Genomic DNA, 16,217 nt, shown 5'->3' with positions numbered 1-16,217 from the left:
ACGGCGACGACGACGGCGGGCTTGCGCATCAGTGGTTAGCCTGCGTTTTCGTCAAAGTACGCCTGGGCGCCGGGGCAGGTTTCGACGTAGGCGATGTCCCCTGCGGTGGCGGCATCCAGTTCGACGGCGGCGGGGTGCACCTGGGTGAGGGCTTCAACGTTGTCGAAGATCGCCGCGGTGATGTCCTGCTGCAGCTGCTCGTCCATTTCCGGGCTGGCTACGAGGATGTTCGGTGAGGCGATCGCTGAGACTGCCTCGGTCTGGCCCTCGTAGGTGTCGGCGGGGATGTCTTCCTCGACGTAGTAGTCGCCGTATTCGGTGGAGAGCTGTTCGGCGTACTCGCCGATGTTGAGGAGGTTCATGTCCCCGTCGCTGGCGAGGTCGATCAGCGCACCGGTGGGCAGGCCGCCGGACCAGAAACCAGCGTCGATGGTGCCGTCACGCAGGGCTGCGACGGTTTCAGCGGCGCCGAGCTGACGGCGTTCTACCCCTGACTCGGGGTCGATGCCGGCGGCCTCAAGGATACGCAGGGCGGCGACCTCGGTGGCCGAGCCGGGAGCGCCGACCGAGACGACCTTGCCTTCCATGTCAGCGACACCCTCAATGCCGGTGCCATCAACGGTGACGGCCTGCATGAAGTTGTTGTAGGTGTTGCCCAGTGAGCAGATTTCGATGGGATTGCCCTCGAAGTCGTTGACGCCCTCGACGGCGTCGGAGACAACGTCACCGACGGCGAAGGCCAGCTGGGCTGAACCGTTCTCGATCAGGAGCATGTTGTCCACGGAGGCGTTGGTCTCCTGGACCGTGGCGTCGTAGCCCTCGACGTTGTCGCGGATCATCGTGGCGAAGCCGCCGCCGAGGGGGTAATACACGCCGCCGGTACCGCCGGTGGCGATAGACAGGGTGCCGCCGTCGGCTGCGGCGCTGGCGTCTCCGCCGCCGCTGTCTCCGCCGCTGGTATCGGGGCTGCCGCAGGCGGACAGGAACAGTGCGGGGACGGTGAGTGCAGCGGCGGCAAGCCGGACCCTGCGACGGTGCAGTGGTGAGGTGGTCATGGACGTTCTCCCTTAGTGGTGGTGGTGATGTGTGATGGAGGTTGAGAATGGGGGGCGGTTGGCGCCCTGGCCGCTGGTGCGCCGACGTCGCCGGCGGCGAGCAGCCCGGACAGGGCCCGGTAGTAGCCCACCAGGATGGACAGCTCGGTGATGCCTTCGTGGCCGTGGTGCTCGAGCGCGGCTGCATGGTCGACATCGGAGACGGCCCGCCCGTTGAGGAGGGCGGCGGTGAACGTCAGGGCCGAGAGTTCGTCGTCGGGTAGCTCAGCCGGGACGAAACCCTCACGGAGGTTTTCCAGTTCCGTCGCGGTGATGCCGACGGTGAGGGCTACCCTGCTGTGCGCATACCATTCGTAGGCTGAGCAGCGTTCGGCGGCGACGGCGCAGATCACCAGTTCACGGGTGCGGGCGGGCAGTTTCCCACCAAACCGGAGCGCTGCGCCCAGCGCCTGCACGGCCTGGCCGATCTGCGGGGCGTACAGCAGTGCGTTGAACGGCCCGGCCAGGTGGCCGTCGTCGTCGACCACCAGGAAGGGGCCGCCCGCACGGGGTGGACCGGCGATCGTGTTGTAAAGGGCGAGCTGCTCGTCGTCGAGCACCCCCGGCGCGAGCAACGGGAAGCGGCCGCCGTCGGCCTTCTCGGTCGGCTGGCGCTCGGCTGACTCCTGCTCAGCCCACTCTTGCTCAGACAAGGGTCCGCCCGCCGTCGACGTAGAGCACATGGCCGGTGACAAAGGCGGCCTGGCGGGAGGCGAGGAAGAGGGCGGGGCCAGTGAGATCGCCGGTGGTGCCCAGTCGGCCGGCGGGGACGAGCGAGGTGTAGTGTTCGCGGACGCCCGGTTTGTCCAGATGACCGCGGGTGAGTTCGGTTTCCACGTAGCCGGGGGCGATGGCGTTGACTGTGACGCCGTCGGCGGCCCATTCGCGGGCCATCACGCGGAGGAGCTGGTTCAGGCCGCCCTTGCTGGCGGCGTAGGGGCCGTGGTCCGGGTGGGCGAGCAGGCTCGACACCGAGGAACAGTAGACCTGGCGCCCGTAGCCGGCGGCGACCATGAGCTTGCCGGCGGCCCGGCCGAGGCGGAAGGCGCTGGTGAGGTTGATGGAGATCATGCGATCCCAGTCATCGTCGGTGGTTTCGAGCAGTGGGACCCGGTTGTTGACGCCCACCGCGTGGACCAGGACGTCGAGTCCGCCGAGTTCGGCGGCTGCGCGGGCGACGGCGTCGTCGCACCCGGCGGTGGTGGAGAGATCCATTTCGAGGGGGTGCACTCGAGGATCCAGGGCGGCGAGGCCGGCCGGATTTACGTCGGCAACCACCACGCGGGCTCCCGCGTCGGCAAAGGCTCCAGCCAACGCGCTGCCAATACCGCCAGCACCCGCGACCAAGACCCGTTGGCCACCCAGACCGAGCCAGTCACTCATGGAAGTGATTCCCGAAACGTGGCTGCTGGCACTTCGGTACCCCGGGCAACAAGGGTGCGAGCAGCGTCAAGGAGCGCGGCGGTGACCAGATCATTTGGATACTGTATCCAATTATCGGTCAGAATGTAACAGGGATCACAAATATTTCGTGACGAGGGTCACTTCCCGTTTAGGAAAGTCCTCAGGGCGTCGACAGCATGGCTGCGGTGTTCGTTGAGCAGGGTGATGACCCGGTCGGCATCGCGATCGGCGAAAGCTTCGATGATGCATTGGTGTTCATTCTCGACCCGGTGGCGGTTGGCCTCGTCGCCGTAGTACACGAACCGGTAGGTCTCTGTGGCATCCCACAACACCTGGATCAGTTTTTCGAGGCGCGGCATCCGGGCTGAAGTCACCATCAGGAAGTGGAACCGCCGGTTCGCCTCGGTCATGGTCAGCAGGTCTCCGGCCGCGCTCGCCGTCTCCACTTCCTGGGCTGCCGCTCTCAGCAGGGTGACGACGCCGTCGTCGGACCGTCTGATCGCGACTCGAACGGCTTCAGCCTCGAGGATCTCGCGGATGCGGTACACCTCGAGAAGGTCGGTGAGTGAAAGGGTGGCCACCTTGTAGCCGCGGTGTGGTGCGTACACCACCTGCCCTTCGCCTTCCAGCACCTTGAAGGCTTCACGGAGGGGGACGCGGCTGACCCCGAAGCGTTCGGCGAGGGCGTCCTGCCGGAGCGCCTGCCCGGGCAGCAGTTCGCCAGCGATGATGGCACGGCGCAGTTGTGCAAGGACAAAGGCGGGGGCGGTGGTGGGGCGCCGGGAGTCCGTCTCGGCGTCGTCAATCACGCTACACCGGGGTTCCGTAGGCCATTCCTCACCTGTATAACTCTAGCCGAATACCGATACGGCGGTCAGCGACCCCTCTATCCGGTGAGCAATCTGGACCGAGTGGGTCAAGGTAGGCGCCGGTGGTGGAAATTTCCTTATCGAATGTCTACTTTGCTCACCGGTTGACGGTTTGGTGCAGGCTATCGATGACATCGCCCAGCCCGACCTCGATCCGGCTGTACACCTCAGCGTTGAGCACCAGGTCGCCGTCGAAGTCTCCGGAGTTCGCGTAGAAGCCCACGGGAATGGTCGCGGCCTGGAAGAACCCGAACAGTGGCCGGAGGGCGTGCTCGATGACGAGTGCATGCCGGTCGCTGCCACCGGTGGCGACGAGGATGACCGGCGTGTTTGTCAGCGAGTACTGCCCCACCAGGTCGAAGAAGTGCTTGAACATCCCCGCATAGGAGCCGCGGTAGACGGGGGTCGCGGCGATGAGCAGGTCAGCCGACTCGACGGCGGCGTACTCGGCCTCGACCGCCGGGTCCAGATCCGCCCGCGAGATGGCGCCGGTGAAGGAGGGGCCCAGGTGGTAGACGTTGGTCTGGTGGACCTCGATCGCAAGCTTCTGCGACAGTGACTCGGTAATGAGCTTGACCAGGCCCATGGTCTTTGAGCGTTGGGTGGGGCTGCCATTGACGACGACGACGCGCAGGGGCCGGCTCATGCGTTCACCGATTCGCGGGAGGCAATCTCGGCGCGGATGACGGGCGCCACCTCGGTGCCCAAGCGTTCGATGGCTTCCAGGTGAGTCTGCTGCGGCACTCCGCCGAAGCCCATCTGGAAGACGGCGCGGGAGACGCCGTACAGGTCGTGATAGGTGAGCAGCTTGTCGATGATTTCCTGGGGGCTGCCCACCAGGAGGCCGCCCGCGGGGGAGGCCTGGGCCTCGAAGGCGTTCCGCGGCAGATTGAAACTGGCTCCACGCTGGTGGTTGTTCTCGCCCAGACCGCGGGAGAAGTACGGGAAGAAGTCGTCGCGGGCGCTCTGGCTGGTCTTGCCGACCATGCCGTGGGCGTTGATGCTGATCCGCTGGCTGGAGAGGTCATGGCCGGCCGCAACCGATGCCTGACGGTAGAGATCCACGGGGCGCTCGAACTGGGTGATGGGGCCAAGCAGGAGGGCCAACGCCAGGGGCAGGCCGAGCTGTCCCGTGCGGACCGCCGAGGCGGGGGTGCCGCCGACGCCCACCCAGATGGGCAGGTCGCTGATCGGGCGGGGCGCGATGTCGGCGTTGACCAGCGGTGCGCGCAGGCGGCCCTGCCAGGACACCGGATTTTCGGCACGGATGGCCAGCAGCAGGTCGAGCTTTTCCCGGAAGAGGTCAGCATAGTCGCCGAGGTCGTACCCGAACAGGGGGAAGGACTCGGTATAGGACCCGCGGCCAGCGATGATCTCGGCCCGGCCGCCGGAGATGAGGTCAAGGGTGGCGAAGTTCTGGAACACCCGGACCGGGTCCTCGGAGCTGAGCACGGTAACGCCGCTGGTGAGTTGGATGTTCCTGGTTGCCATGGCTGCGGCCGCGAGGACCATGTGCGGGGCTGAGGCGACGAAGTCGGTGCGGTGGTGTTCGCCGACGCCGAAGACGTCGAGGCCCACCTCGTCGGCGACGCGGGCCTGCTCGATGGTCTGCTTCATCCGCTCCTCGGGGGAGGGCATGCGTCCGGTCGTCAGATCGGTGGTCAGCTCGCCAAAGGTGAGGATGCCAAGTTCGAAAGCCATAGTTTTTATCGTCCCTTGTTGAGGTGGTGGTCTGTGGGCGCCTGTTCGGCAGCTGCGGTTTGCTCGGTCACCGAGTAGGCATGTCCCCACGCGGTGATGTCCCGCAGAATGGGCAGCAGGGCCAGCCCGGCGACGGTAAGTGAGTAGCGCACGCGGATGGGACGCCCAGCCATGACTTCTCGCTGAATGAGCCCGTCGGTTTCAAGTTCGCGGAGCCGCTTGGCGAGCATGGTGTCGCCGATGTGGGGGACAAATCGGCTGACGTCGGCGAAGCCGGTGTTGCCCTTACCGATCGCCTCGATGATGATGCCGCTCCAGCGCCGTCCGATGACGTCCATGGCGGCCACGAAGGAGGGGCATGCCCCGCCGTCGGCCTCGGCTTGATGCGCGGGTGCCGGACTTTCGTGATCGCTCACGGCGCACTCCCTTCACTGACCCACTGCCGTTGCAGAAGTAACTACGTCAACTGGAGTGACTCCGGTTCTATTCCCCGGGATACCACCCCAGCGCGGCAGCGTCCGGGCAGCACAAAGGGCTGCCCCGAACCGGAAGACCGGCGGGAGCAGCCCTCTGTCCAGCGACCTTATTCCGTGCGGGTGTTCTGCACTGCCAGCGTGTCCCAGAACGAGGTATCGGCGTCTTCGATTGATCCATCCGACAACGCGCTAACCGTTGCATCCAGAGTGGTAATCGTCTGCTTGATTAGGTACCCATTGCTCTTCTGTCCGAGGATTGCTCCCTCGTTGAAATGGTCAGACATGCCACGCATCTCGAAAAGCAACGTAGAGATGCCGTACTCGACAGCGATTCCATTCCGGCTGATGGTTTCTGCAGAGCCACCAGCGTACTTGCCAAGATGCCCCCACCCGGTGGAGTCCACGGCATCGAATACAACTGCTCCCAGCCGTTTGGATCCCTCTAGGACGTCGAGGTCCACGTTCGGTGTGGTCGGGTGCAAAATGGAGCCTGAGACCAGGCGCCCATCCCGCTCGCTGTTCGCACCCTGGTGGTGGAGGTCAATCATGTAATCGACGTCGTACTTCGCCAGCACGTTGTTGTGGAGGGCTTGTGTTTCGGGCTGAATTTTGGTGATGTGGTCGCGGTTCAGGTCTACGCCCAGTGCATTGAACCGGGTGAGGTTCCGGTCGCCCTTTGCGATGTAGTTTTCAAGTGAAAAATCGACGTCGCCCATGGCGCCGTCTGCGTTGAGCATCGGAACCACCAGTACATTGACGCCGTCGAGAACATCTCCGGTTTTACCCGTGCCCAGATGCTTGATGTACTCAAGGGCTCCCTCGGTGGTCAACTGCTCGTTGCCATGCTGCTGGGTCAGAAAGAGGATGGTGGGGTTGTCTGGGTTCTGGATGTACTTTGCCAGATAGAGGTCACGCCCCTTCACGGACTGGCCGATCACTTCCAGTTCCATGTGCGGCTGTTTTGCATCCTGGTTCTGCAAAAACTGCACCATCTCGTCGTAAGTGCGGAGGATCGACGTATTGATGGTTTCCTTGCCGCCATACCCGGGGCCTTCGCCTACGGCAATGGCGGCCGGAGTTGCAGTGAACAACAGGGCTCCAGCCAACGCGGCAGCAGTGATCGATTTTTTCATAAACCTGGACCTCTCTTGGGATCTTATGCTTCCGGTCCCGGCGAGCGTACGCAGTGACCGTAACCGGAGCGTAATAGCAAAAAACCGATTGCGCTAGGCAATAAAACTATCTTTGACAAAGTCGGCTTGAAACTGCGGTCCGGTCTGGACAGCTCGTCCTGCAGGGACTATTTTGGGCTGGCCGCGGGGATTCTGCGTCGATGAGCTTTCCGGCGCACAATCCCCGCAGCCAGGACTGTTACTACGGTGTGACTGGTATGACGCCCGCGTAGTCGGTCAGGTAGCCGGTCACCGGTGCGTGCGGAATTTCCTCCCACACTTCAGGATCGACAGCCTGTACTTCCTGGGTGGCCAGTCCGAGCAGCAGCGTCTCCATGGCGAGGATGTTCTGCTGGATGCTCTTGCCCCTGGCCTTCTGTCCCAGCGAGCCGTCGCTGGTGTTGCCTGAGGTTTCGAAAAATACCACTGGAGTGGAGTGCCCGGTCGGGTTCATACCCTGGTAGTCCAGTCCGAGCATCATCGCTGACACCACGCCTCCCTTGATGTCGATATCGAGGCTGCCTCCTACCTGGTAGCGGTCCATGTTGATGAAGCCTGTTTTGCTGAGTTCCTCGTACACGTAGCCGTGCATCTGCCGGGTGAGGATGTCGTACTCGCCGTTAGCGAGGGCGGGAAGGGTGGGCCCGCCCGGTGCCAGGGAGATGCCCAGGGACAGGGTGACGTCGTCGCCGGTTCCATACTCCTGCTTGAGGCCCTGGTGGTGAATGTCGATGCCGTAGTCAGGCTTGACCATGGTCCAGTATTCGTAGAATGCAAGGGACTCGTCGGCCCGGAATTGGTCTGCAACCCAATCCCGGTTCAGGTCGACGCGCTGCTCATTTCCTGAAGTGTCCAACAGCGGCGCGTTCGCTGCGTCGTCCCAGAGGACGGTCTGCCGGATGTTCATCTCACTTCCATCCGGGTTGTACATCGGGATGAAGTTGATGGTGAAGGCGTCACGGATTTCCTGGTAATTGCTTGATCCGTTGGTGCCGAGGCTCTTGAGCAGACTCAGAATGGATTCAGTTCCATACGGTTCATTGCCATGGATGCGACCCTGTACCCAAACATCCTCGGGTCCGTTTCCTACCGTGGCGACATAGAGATCCTGGCCCTGTTCGTTCTTGTTGACCGTGGTGCCGGCCTCCTCCAGGGTGAAGACATCCACCTCGTAGCGGCTGTTTCGTTCAAGCTTGAGCAGGTCCTTGACCATGTCCTCGTAGGTCAGAATGCTTGCCGTGCTGGTCTTTCCCTCGGTTGAGGGGAAGTTGGCATCCGCCAGGGCGGGGCCGCTCCCGAGGAGGGGTAATGCAACCACCGATGCTGCGCCCAAAGCCCAAAGCCTGGTCGATCTAAAGAATTTTCCCATGCCGGAATTCCTCCATTGACTGCGTTGTCATCTAGGGCCCGCCTAGAGGGCGGGTGTCAGAAGATTACTTTCCAGGGGTAACTATTGTCACGGAAACGGACAAAGTTTTTTACGATAACGGATTCAGGTTCTTTATCGTTGCGCAATGGATGCCACTGTCGCGCTGGTCACCCTGATCAGGTCCGCCGGCGCCAGTTCAATCTCCAACCCGCGCCGCCCGCCGGACACCAGGATGGTGGCGAAGCTCAGGGCGGATTCATCGACCACTGCCGGGCTGGTTTGCCGTTGTCCCACCGGGGAGATGCCGCCCAGGACGTAACCCGTCCGCCGCTGGGCCAGCGCAGGGTCGGCGAGTACCGCATTCTTCCGTCCGGAAGCGGCCGCGAGCGCCTTCAGGTTAAGCGAGCTGGAAACGGGGACGACGGCGACCGTGAGCGTTCCGTCCACATCCACCATGAGGGTCTTGAAAACGCGTGCCGGGTCGACGCCGAGGGCTTCCGCTGCCTCCGCCCCGTAGCTGCCCGACCGAGGGTTGTGGGCGTAGTTCAGCACTGAGAAGTGGACCCCGGCGGCGCTCAAGGCGACGGTGGCAGGAGTCGCTGCTGGTGTGCGGCTCATGCGGGAAGCCTATGCGATGCCGGTGCCAGCGGGAGGCTTCAAGGCGCCCCGCAGATAGCCGCGGGCTGACCCCGGTGTGCGTAACCACCCGATAGTAAGTATGCTTAGGGAACAAGTTTTGCCGTTATTCAACGGAAATCTATTGGAGGAGTGATCACTATGGCTGGAAATCTACTGGCACGATCCGTTCACGATTTGAGTGCCGCTGCCTGGTTTGGCGGATCCCTGATGGGTGCCGTCGGCCTCAACGGCGCGGCCGCGGAGGCCAAGGATCCGAAGGAACGCACCCGTCTGGCGACGGTGGGCTGGGCCAAATGGACCCCCATCCAGACCGCAGCCTTCGGCGCCCACGCCATTGGCGGCGTCGGCCTCATCCTCGGCAACAAGGGCCGGGTCGCAGGACAGGACGGCGCGCTGGCCAACACCGTCGTCAAGTCAGTCGTGACGGTCGCCGGAATGGGCCTGTCACTGTACGCCGGGATCCTGGGCAAGAAGGTCGGGGAACTGGCCGATGAGGGCGCGAAAGGGGCAACCGAACCAGGCGCCTCCAGCTCACCAGAACTGGCCGCAGCACAGAAGCAGCTCAAGATCGTCCAGTGGGCACTGCCCCTGGTCAGCGGAGTGGTCATTGTCCTCGGTGCGCAGCAGGGCGAGCAGCAGCGCCCCGCGAACCTGTTGAGCGGACTCACCAAGCGCCGCTAGGCAGGTCGCTGGACAAACAGCGTGATCCGGACCAGATAAACCATCCGGTAAAGAGAGGGACAGGGCCACCGGCCCTGTCCCTCTCTTCATGCCCGGCTGGAGGCACCTTGGCCCCGGCCGGCGTCAGCCCAAGGCGGCGTGGAAGCGCTCCTCGAATTGGGGCAGGGTTGTTCCGGTGTAGGAAATGGTGAGGTGGTTGTCGTCCAGGTAGACATAGACGTTGCCCACCACCGGGCTGCAGATCCCTGCGGGGCAGATCAGGTCGGTGAGGTCCATGAAGCGGAGCGCGCCGCCCGTTTCCTGCACCGAGGGCACCGGCGCGGTCGCGGCAAGTTTCTCGCTAACCGGGAAGGTGCACTCGGCAGCGTCCGGCCCGTATTCCTCGACGCAGTTGATCATATTGAATTCGAATCTGGGGTTATCCCGCATCCCGATCACGGGGATGCCTGCTTCCCCGAGAATTTTGCTGGCCTCAGCGATACCGGAGACCTCACGTTCGGCAGTGGTTGCCTTGTGGGAGATGGTCGCCATGGTGAACACGACGTCGGGCTTCATCCTTAGCGCGTAGTCCGTCGCGGCGTCGTTGAACGTGTTGCAGGCCTCGGAACGGTTGTCGCTTTCCGTGCCGTTGCTGCACCCACCCAGCAGCAGGGCCGTCACCTGGTAGTTGTTTCGCTGGGCCATAAGTTCGATGGGTTCCAGCCATTGCTCGGTGTGCGAGTCGCCGATGACCAGGATCTCTTTCGCCGGTGTTCCCTCCGCGGGGGTGAAGGAACAACCGCGGACAGCTCGGTCGTTTTCTACCGGAATGTGCTCTCCTACGCACTTCTCGCCGAGCACGCCCCACTCGGCGTCGAGGCTGCCCAGATCCGGTAGCGGCGGCGAGTCACCCGTGGAGCGGTCGACGAAGCCGGGCAGTAGCGAATAGGCGCCGGGGTTCTGCGTGTCGGATTGACTGGCCAGGGCTTGAGCCTGTGCCCGCATGGTCCACTGCACGCTGGCCACCGATACGGAGACGAGGGTGACGCAGACGGCGATGACTGCGAGGCTGCGCACCCGGCTAGCCTCTACCCGGGGAAGGCTCCGCAGTGGGCGTTCGACAAACCGGGTGGTGAAGTACGCGAGGATCAGCGACAAGCCGATGATGGCCAGGCCCGCAACGGGGCCGACGGCGTCCTGTCCCCGATACACGAGGTAAATGACCAGCACGGGCCAGTGCCATAGATAAAGCGCGTAGGACAGGTCACCCATTTTTACCAGCGGCCCCCAGGAGAGGAGCCGGTCAGCGCCGAAACGGCTTCCAGTTTGGCCAGCGGTGATGATCAGCGCCGCAGCGACGAGCGGCCAGAGCGCGACGAAACCAGGAAACTCGCCCTCGACGTCCACCAGGTAGCCGACGCTCAGCATCCCCGCCAACCCGATCCAGCCCGCCGCTACCGCTGCGGCCTTCGGCAGTTTCACATACGGCAGCACCAAAGCCAGCAGTGTTCCCAGCGCGAACTCCCACAGCCGGGCTCGGGTATCGAAATACGTGTAGGACTGGTTGGCATCGGTTTGATAGATGGAAAAGGCGAGCGACGCAACGAACAGCGCACCGAAGATCACCGCGGCGACCGTCTGGAACCGGAGGTGAATGCTTTTCGCCACCAGGCTCGCTGCCAGGAAGAGCAGCGGCCACAGGATGAAGACCTGGCCCTGAATGGAGAGGGACCAGAAGTGTTGAAGCGGACTGGCCACACTGGTGTCGGCGTAGTAGTCAACGGATTCGGACGCCAGCAGCCAATTCTGGAAGTAGAACAGCGACGCCCACGACTGCTTGAGCACCATACTCCAGCGGGCCTTCGGCAGAAACAGCAGCGACGCGGTGATGGTTCCGATCAGGACCACGACGACGGCGGGCAGCAGGCGTTTGAACAGGTGCACCCAGTGCGCCAGGAGGGCGAAGGGGGCTCCCCGGTCGGCTTTCCGCACGAACGTCAGGGTCATCAGGAACGCTGAAATGAGCAGGAAGATGTCCACGCCACCGGAGACCCGGTCAAACCAGATGTGATAGGTGACCACCATCAGGACCGCGAGCGCCCGAAGACCCTGGACCTCGGGCCGGAACCCCTTACGTGTCGCCCCCGGCGCGGCCAAAGTCGACGTCGAGGCCGACGACGTCGTCGTCGCCCCGGGTTCCGGGGCGGGGGCTGTCGGGTGATCAGAGAGATGGCGACCGTGCACTGCTGTAGTTTCGCCGTCTTTCATGAAGTCCTCCGTCGTCGTGCAGGGTGATACCCCGCCTGCACGACAGCGTGCGTCTGGTGGCTTCCATCTATTCATAGGTCAATCCCGCAGTCCTACACGGAAGAGGCCGTAGGCTGGTAAGCACACTGTCGATTGAAGGAGTCACTGTGGCACTGACCAAGGGCACGAGCGTGGAGTGGAACACCCCGCAGGGCACTACCCACGGAAAAATTGTGGAGAAGAAAACCAGTGATTTCCAACTGGATGGCAACACCCACCGTGCCAGCGACGACGAGCCACAGTACGTTGTCGAGTCGGACAAGACCGGCGCCAAGGCTGCCCATAAGGCCAGCGCCCTCACCGAGAAGTCAGCCTAGGCCGTGGCCGCTGCCGCAAGCGATCCGCAGCCGACCCGCCATCAAATAGTCATTATTGGCGGCGGAAATGCAGGAATATCGCTCGCAGCACGGCTCCGAAGGTATGGCGCCCAAGGCATTGCAGTGGTGGAGCCCAGCTCCCGGCACCTGTACCAGCCGTTGTTTTCCCACATTGCCGGCGGAACAGCCGAGGCGTCGGAGGCCATCCGGCCTCAGGCCTCGGTGATTCCCCGCGGCGTGACCTGGGTCAGGGACGCCGTCGTCGACATCGACGCAGGCCAGAACACCATCCACCTGGCATCAGGTGGCCAGATTCGCTACGACCAGCTGGTGGTTTGCCCCGGCATCCAGAAGGACTGGGACGCGGTACCGGGCCTGGCCGACGCAATGGCATCGAAGTACGGGGCGTCCAATTATGAGATCGAGCTGGCACCCAAGGCCTGGGAGCTGCTGCGGAACTTGCGGCGCGGGACGGTGGTGTTCAACCTGCCGCCGGGGCCGCTCACCTGCGGGGGAGCGGCGCAGAAGCCGATGTACCTCGCCTGTGACTATTGGGCCCAGCAGGGCGTTCTCGAGGACATCCGGGTGATGCTGATTGTTCCCACCCCGACGGTGTTCGCCGAGGCGGTGGCCAATGAGGAACTCAACCGCAAGATCGCCGAGTACGGTATCGAGGTGCGCCACAACAGTGAGATCACCGCCGTCGACGCCGTCGAACGCACCGTCACGGTGCAGGACCTTGGTGCTGGCAGCGGTGTCGGTGGCAGCGAGACCCTGACCTACGATGTGCTCCACGCCGTCCCGCCGCAGTCCGCGCCGGATTGGCTCAAGGCCACCAATCTGTCGAAGCCCGGGGACCCTGCGGGATTTGTCGAGGTGGACCCCGAGACGCTGCGGTCCATCAGGTATCCGGCCGTCTGGTCCCTCGGTGACGCGGCGGCGACCCTGAATTCCAAATCCGGCGCCGCCCTTCGGCAGCAGACCCAGGTGGTTGCCAAGAACCTGATGGCGGTCCTGAAGGGCAAAAGCGTCAACGCGAAATACAACAACTATTCGGCCTGCCCGTTCACGGTGTCGCGGTCCACGGTGGTGTTCTCGGAATTTGATGACCAGTACCGGGCGAAGCCGTCCATCCCGTGGAAAGGCATCATGCGGGAGCACCGTGCCACCTTTGTACTGGAGCGGCGCATCCTGCCTCGGGTGTATTGGAACCTGATCCTGAAAGGCCGGGCCTAGGCCGCCCGGGCGGGTTACTCAGTCGGCTACTCGCCTGGCCTGCCGGCCGGGCTACTCGGCGGCGTCGAGCTCGTCGCGCAGCCTGCCGTTCGCGGCTTCCAGCACCAGGACCATCCTGATGCCGGCAAGATTCAGCCCCTCGCCGAGTAGTTGCTCGATGCGGCGCAGTGTCGCCAGATCAAGATCGCTGTACTTCCGGGTCCCGCCGGGGGTTCGGGCCGGGTCGAGCAGGCCCTTCCGCTCATAGAGCCGCAGATTCTGCTGTCCCATTCCGACCAGCTCAGCCGCCACCGAGATGGCGTACAGGCCGGCGCTGGGGTCTTGTTTCTCAGTCATCTCCAACCCTCCAGCCGTGGTCCGAACTTATCGAACAATCCCTCTTGCATCAGTCTCTCACCAGTGCTATAAAAAATCTATGTCAATCACTACAGATGATTGGCAGGCTATTCATCAACTCAAGATGCTGAAGGAGTAAGGAACCATGTTGATGCGTACCGACCCATTCAGGGAGCTGGATCGTCTGGCCCAGCAGGTCCTCGGGACGACCGCCCGCCCGGCAGCGATGCCGATGGACGCGTGGCAGGAAAACGAAAGTTTTGTGGTGGCCTTCGATCTTCCAGGCGTCGACTCGAACTCGATTGACCTCGATGTGGAGCGCAACGTGCTCACCGTCCGTGCCGAACGGAGCTCCTCCGCCCCAGACGGAACCGAGCTGATCGCCGCCGAGCGCCCCCGCGGCGTCTTCAGCAGGCAACTGATCCTCGGCGACACCCTGGACACCGAAAAAGTGAAAGCAAATTACGACGGCGGCGTGCTGACCCTGCGCATCCCAATCGCTGAGAAGGCCAAGCCACGGCGGATCGAAATTGAAAGCAATGGGCAGTCCCGGCAGGAGATCAACGCCTGACGAACGGCCCGCAACGAGCAGGGGCGGCCCTTGTCGGGGGCAACGGGGGCCGCCCCACTTCCGCAGTAGACGACGGTTGAGGAAGTTAAGGGGTACATGATGTCCGGATGGCGGCGGTACGACGCTCAGCTGGTTCCCGCGTTCTATGAGCGTTTCGAGGAACGCTGGGGAAAGGGTGCCGCCCCGTTCCTTGACCCCGCAGTGGGTGGTGAGCCGCAGCCGCGCGCCCAATGGATCAATGTGGATACCGGCGCAGCTGTCGCAGCGTCCCGATCTGGGGTGATGACCAGTCGCAGCGGTCTTTCGGCGTGTTCTATCTCCCCCCGCAGGGAGACATCTGGGTGCTCAGGCCCGGCCACACCGCATACCTGGAATCCAGTGATGCGGTCGACGACGTTTCCCTGCGCAACGATGCGTTCAAGAAGGCGGTGTCCTTCGCGAAAAGTTTCATCTACGGCGACGATGCCTAGGCTGGTCATCGGTCGCGTCGGGCGTGCAGGTCTCCCACCTTCGCTGGGGTAACGGCCAGAAACGCGGCGTGTTCGGCGGGACACGCCGTCGTCGGCCCCGGAAGTTGGGGAATCCTGCACGCAGTCCATGCACTCCAGCAAGGACCGGGTGACCCCGCGTTCAGCTTGGGCGCGTAAGCTGGAAGACTGCGGACAACATTATTGCCACTTCAGGCATTGTCCGCGAGGAGGCAAAATTGGCACGACGCATGGCGGACCCGGCTTACCGAGCACAGCAGTGGGAACGACGTTACGACCCGAATATCGAAGAAATCAACCGGATGTGTGACACTCTGGCCGAGCAGAAGCCGGACCGTTCACTTCCCTACATTGACCCCGCACATGACCTCGACGAGTGTCGGATTGTGAGCCTGTTCTCCAACCCGGGTGCAAGCCTCGCCTCAGGATTCGTGTCGGCGGAGAACGACGATCAGAGTGCTATCCGCACTGCTGAAATTTACGAAAGCGTTGGGCTGCAGCCCAAGTTCGTGATGCCCTGGAACGTTTACCCCTGGTACGTCACAGAGGTAAAGGAAAAGGCCCTCACCCCAGAGCAGATCGACGAAGGCGTCAAGCCATTGTTGGCTTTCCTGCAGCGCGTCTCTCGCGCCTCGGCCCTCGTGGCTCACGGCACCGATGCACACAAGGTGGCACGCCGCCTCACCCAGCTGGAGAACCGGGCCATTCAGCGCCGCGGTTTCAAGGTGTACAAGGTGCGCTCCACCGGCGACCGCGCGTTTGCGGGATCCCCGGCGAAGCAGGAAGTGTGGCGCCAGGAAATGCAGGCCGCCTACACCGATGCGATGGCACGCGCTGGGATCAGCCGCGCCTGATCAAGTGCTGGGTCGATCAAGTACTGGGTTGATCCATTACCGCCTGACGGCACCCGGGGAGCAGCTTTCGTGGCTCTCGCCGGGTGCCGTTTGTCGTTTAGACGGCGTGTTTGCGGGCTAGGACGGCGACCAGGAACGACGACGTCGGCTCCCACGGCCTGAGATCCCAGGTGGAGAACAGGGATTGTCGTTCGAGGCCGGCTGCGTCGGCGTCGGCGAAGAAGGTGTCGACGGCGTACCCGCGGTCGCTGCCGAAGCCCACCACCAGTCGGCCGTCCGGCATCAGATGCGCGTGCAGCCGCCGGAGCACCTCGGGCGCTGTTCCGGGTGCCAGGAACGGCAACACGTTTCCGGTACACAGGATCAACTCGAAGGTTCGCGCCAGCTCCAGGGTGCTCAGGTCCCCGGTCTGCCACCGCGATGTTGGATGGTCGTGCTGTGCTGCGGCGATGAGCTCGGCGTCCGCGTCAACACCCATGACATGGTGACCCAGCCGCGCCAGTTCCCCGCCGACCCGGCCGGTGCCGCAGCCGGCGTCGAGGATCTGGCTCCTTCGTCCGGCCATCGCGTCCAGCAGCCGCGCCTCACCGTGCAGGTCACGGCCCTCTTCACGCATCGCCTCGAACCGTTTGATGTAGCGGGCGGAGTGCCCCGGGTGTTCACGGTTTTCTGTAGCCCAAAGGGTCTCGTCATTCACTGGCACAGCCTACTAGGCATACGATCA

Annotated in this window: 18 protein-coding genes and 1 pseudogene; 6 read left to right on the top strand and 13 right to left on the bottom strand. The window is 63.5% G+C overall.

The genetic code is table 11. The features are described from left to right. Window positions 1-35: 35 nt before the first annotated feature. The 10 genes from DDA93_RS08110 to ybaK all read right to left on the bottom strand — a co-directional run bounded on the left by DDA93_RS08110 (window position 36) and on the right by ybaK (window position 8,703). On the bottom strand, window positions 36-1,055 hold the full coding sequence (locus tag DDA93_RS08110) for a TAXI family TRAP transporter solute-binding subunit (RefSeq protein ID WP_019484212.1): 1,020 nt from the start codon (window positions 1,053-1,055) through the stop codon (window positions 36-38). Then, window positions 1,052-1,747, bottom strand: coding sequence for a carboxymuconolactone decarboxylase family protein (locus tag DDA93_RS08105; RefSeq protein ID WP_116778465.1), 696 nt, complete (start codon window positions 1,745-1,747; stop codon window positions 1,052-1,054). Before DDA93_RS08105 ends, DDA93_RS08110 begins: the two co-directional genes overlap by 4 nt. After that, window positions 1,740-2,477, bottom strand: coding sequence for an SDR family oxidoreductase (locus DDA93_RS08100; protein ID WP_116778464.1), 738 nt, complete (start codon window positions 2,475-2,477; stop codon window positions 1,740-1,742). The genes DDA93_RS08105 and DDA93_RS08100 overlap by 8 nt, the downstream gene beginning before the upstream one ends. A gap of 158 nt (window positions 2,478-2,635) precedes the next feature. Next, the gene (locus tag DDA93_RS08095; protein WP_024476612.1) at window positions 2,636-3,307 is read right to left on the bottom strand and encodes a GntR family transcriptional regulator; all 672 of its coding nucleotides are present in this window, start codon (window positions 3,305-3,307) and stop codon (window positions 2,636-2,638) included. 157 nt (window positions 3,308-3,464) lie between these two features. Then, entirely contained in the window at window positions 3,465-4,013 is a 549-nt protein-coding gene (locus DDA93_RS08090) for an NAD(P)H-dependent oxidoreductase (RefSeq protein ID WP_019484216.1), read from the bottom strand. Next, the gene (locus tag DDA93_RS08085) at window positions 4,010-5,068 is read right to left on the bottom strand and encodes an LLM class flavin-dependent oxidoreductase (RefSeq protein ID WP_116778463.1); all 1,059 of its coding nucleotides are present in this window, start codon (window positions 5,066-5,068) and stop codon (window positions 4,010-4,012) included. Before DDA93_RS08085 ends, DDA93_RS08090 begins: the two co-directional genes overlap by 4 nt. A 5-nt stretch (window positions 5,069-5,073) precedes the next feature. Further along, complete coding sequence (locus tag DDA93_RS08080; RefSeq protein ID WP_116778462.1) at window positions 5,074-5,484, bottom strand: helix-turn-helix domain-containing protein; 411 nt, start codon at window positions 5,482-5,484, stop codon at window positions 5,074-5,076. Between the two features lie 167 nt (window positions 5,485-5,651). After that, window positions 5,652-6,677, bottom strand: a complete 1,026-nt coding sequence (locus DDA93_RS08075) for a M14 family zinc carboxypeptidase (RefSeq protein ID WP_116778461.1) — start codon at window positions 6,675-6,677, stop codon at window positions 5,652-5,654. Window positions 6,678-6,918: 241 nt separating this feature from the next. Continuing rightward, the gene (locus DDA93_RS08070) at window positions 6,919-8,085 is read right to left on the bottom strand and encodes a M14 family zinc carboxypeptidase (RefSeq protein WP_116778460.1); all 1,167 of its coding nucleotides are present in this window, start codon (window positions 8,083-8,085) and stop codon (window positions 6,919-6,921) included. A 132-nt stretch (window positions 8,086-8,217) separates the two neighbouring features. Then, the gene (gene ybaK / locus DDA93_RS08065) at window positions 8,218-8,703 is read right to left on the bottom strand and encodes a Cys-tRNA(Pro) deacylase (RefSeq protein WP_116778459.1); all 486 of its coding nucleotides are present in this window, start codon (window positions 8,701-8,703) and stop codon (window positions 8,218-8,220) included. A 159-nt stretch (window positions 8,704-8,862) separates the two neighbouring features. On the opposite strand from ybaK, the gene DDA93_RS08060 reads away from it, so the two are divergent. After that, window positions 8,863-9,405 carry a hypothetical protein gene (locus DDA93_RS08060; protein ID WP_024476607.1) on the top strand — a complete coding sequence of 181 codons (543 nt, stop codon included), beginning with the start codon at window positions 8,863-8,865 and terminating at the stop codon, window positions 9,403-9,405. Between the two features lie 123 nt (window positions 9,406-9,528). Here DDA93_RS08060 and DDA93_RS08055 read toward each other — a convergent pair whose 3' ends face one another. Beyond that, window positions 9,529-11,652, bottom strand: coding sequence for an acyltransferase family protein (locus DDA93_RS08055; protein WP_116778458.1), 2,124 nt, complete (start codon window positions 11,650-11,652; stop codon window positions 9,529-9,531). Window positions 11,653-11,798: 146 nt separating this feature from the next. Between DDA93_RS08055 and DDA93_RS08050 the strand changes: the two genes are divergently transcribed. Next, complete coding sequence (locus DDA93_RS08050; protein WP_024476605.1) at window positions 11,799-12,008, top strand: DUF2945 domain-containing protein; 210 nt, start codon at window positions 11,799-11,801, stop codon at window positions 12,006-12,008. A 3-nt stretch (window positions 12,009-12,011) separates the two neighbouring features. Next, a complete protein-coding gene (locus DDA93_RS08045) occupies window positions 12,012-13,244 on the top strand; it encodes an FAD-dependent oxidoreductase (RefSeq protein WP_116778457.1) in 1,233 nt (410 codons plus the stop codon). Between the two features lie 51 nt (window positions 13,245-13,295). Here the strand turns inward: DDA93_RS08045 and DDA93_RS08040 are convergent, their stop codons facing one another. Continuing rightward, window positions 13,296-13,580 carry a MerR family transcriptional regulator gene (locus DDA93_RS08040; protein ID WP_024476603.1) on the bottom strand — a complete coding sequence of 95 codons (285 nt, stop codon included), beginning with the start codon at window positions 13,578-13,580 and terminating at the stop codon, window positions 13,296-13,298. 145 nt (window positions 13,581-13,725) lie between these two features. On the opposite strand from DDA93_RS08040, the gene DDA93_RS08035 reads away from it, so the two are divergent. From DDA93_RS08035 to DDA93_RS08025, 3 genes and pseudogenes are all read left to right on the top strand, one after another. Next, window positions 13,726-14,151 (top strand): Hsp20/alpha crystallin family protein, encoded by a 426-nt coding sequence (locus DDA93_RS08035; RefSeq protein WP_019484227.1) that lies wholly within the window; start codon window positions 13,726-13,728, stop codon window positions 14,149-14,151. Between the two features lie 99 nt (window positions 14,152-14,250). Continuing rightward, a pseudogene (locus DDA93_RS08030) lies at window positions 14,251-14,621 on the top strand (hypothetical protein). Between the two features lie 236 nt (window positions 14,622-14,857). Beyond that, window positions 14,858-15,493, top strand: coding sequence for a uracil-DNA glycosylase (locus DDA93_RS08025; RefSeq protein WP_237715347.1), 636 nt, complete (start codon window positions 14,858-14,860; stop codon window positions 15,491-15,493). A gap of 97 nt (window positions 15,494-15,590) precedes the next feature. Here the strand turns inward: DDA93_RS08025 and DDA93_RS08020 are convergent, their stop codons facing one another. Further along, complete coding sequence (locus DDA93_RS08020; protein WP_207771325.1) at window positions 15,591-16,196, bottom strand: class I SAM-dependent methyltransferase; 606 nt, start codon at window positions 16,194-16,196, stop codon at window positions 15,591-15,593. Window positions 16,197-16,217 lie beyond the last annotated feature (21 nt).

It is taken from the genome of Arthrobacter sp. Bz4 (genome assembly GCF_003075455.1).
Taxonomy (GTDB): domain Bacteria; phylum Actinomycetota; class Actinomycetes; order Actinomycetales; family Micrococcaceae; genus Arthrobacter_D.
Note: the sequence above shows the minus strand (reverse complement) of the source record. Positions and strands in the feature narration are given on the sequence as shown.

Excerpts from the sequence above, each read along its gene's own strand:
- DDA93_RS08040 (WP_024476603.1), bottom strand. The coding sequence starts at position 13,580 with ATGACTGAGAAACAAGACCCCAGCGCCGGCCTGTACGCCATCTCGGTG.
- DDA93_RS08090 (WP_019484216.1), bottom strand. The coding sequence starts at position 4,013 with ATGAGCCGGCCCCTGCGCGTCGTCGTCGTCAATGGCAGCCCCACCCAA.
- DDA93_RS08100 (WP_116778464.1), bottom strand. The coding sequence starts at position 2,477 with ATGAGTGACTGGCTCGGTCTGGGTGGCCAACGGGTCTTGGTCGCGGGT.
- DDA93_RS08070 (WP_116778460.1), bottom strand. The coding sequence starts at position 8,085 with ATGGGAAAATTCTTTAGATCGACCAGGCTTTGGGCTTTGGGCGCAGCA.
- DDA93_RS08085 (WP_116778463.1), bottom strand. The coding sequence starts at position 5,068 with ATGGCTTTCGAACTTGGCATCCTCACCTTTGGCGAGCTGACCACCGAT.
- DDA93_RS08060 (WP_024476607.1), top strand. The coding sequence starts at position 8,863 with ATGGCTGGAAATCTACTGGCACGATCCGTTCACGATTTGAGTGCCGCT.
- ybaK (WP_116778459.1), bottom strand. The coding sequence starts at position 8,703 with ATGAGCCGCACACCAGCAGCGACTCCTGCCACCGTCGCCTTGAGCGCC.
- DDA93_RS08075 (WP_116778461.1), bottom strand. The coding sequence starts at position 6,677 with ATGAAAAAATCGATCACTGCTGCCGCGTTGGCTGGAGCCCTGTTGTTC.
- DDA93_RS08035 (WP_019484227.1), top strand. The coding sequence starts at position 13,726 with ATGTTGATGCGTACCGACCCATTCAGGGAGCTGGATCGTCTGGCCCAG.
- DDA93_RS08055 (WP_116778458.1), bottom strand. The coding sequence starts at position 11,652 with ATGAAAGACGGCGAAACTACAGCAGTGCACGGTCGCCATCTCTCTGAT.
- DDA93_RS08110 (WP_019484212.1), bottom strand. The coding sequence starts at position 1,055 with ATGACCACCTCACCACTGCACCGTCGCAGGGTCCGGCTTGCCGCCGCT.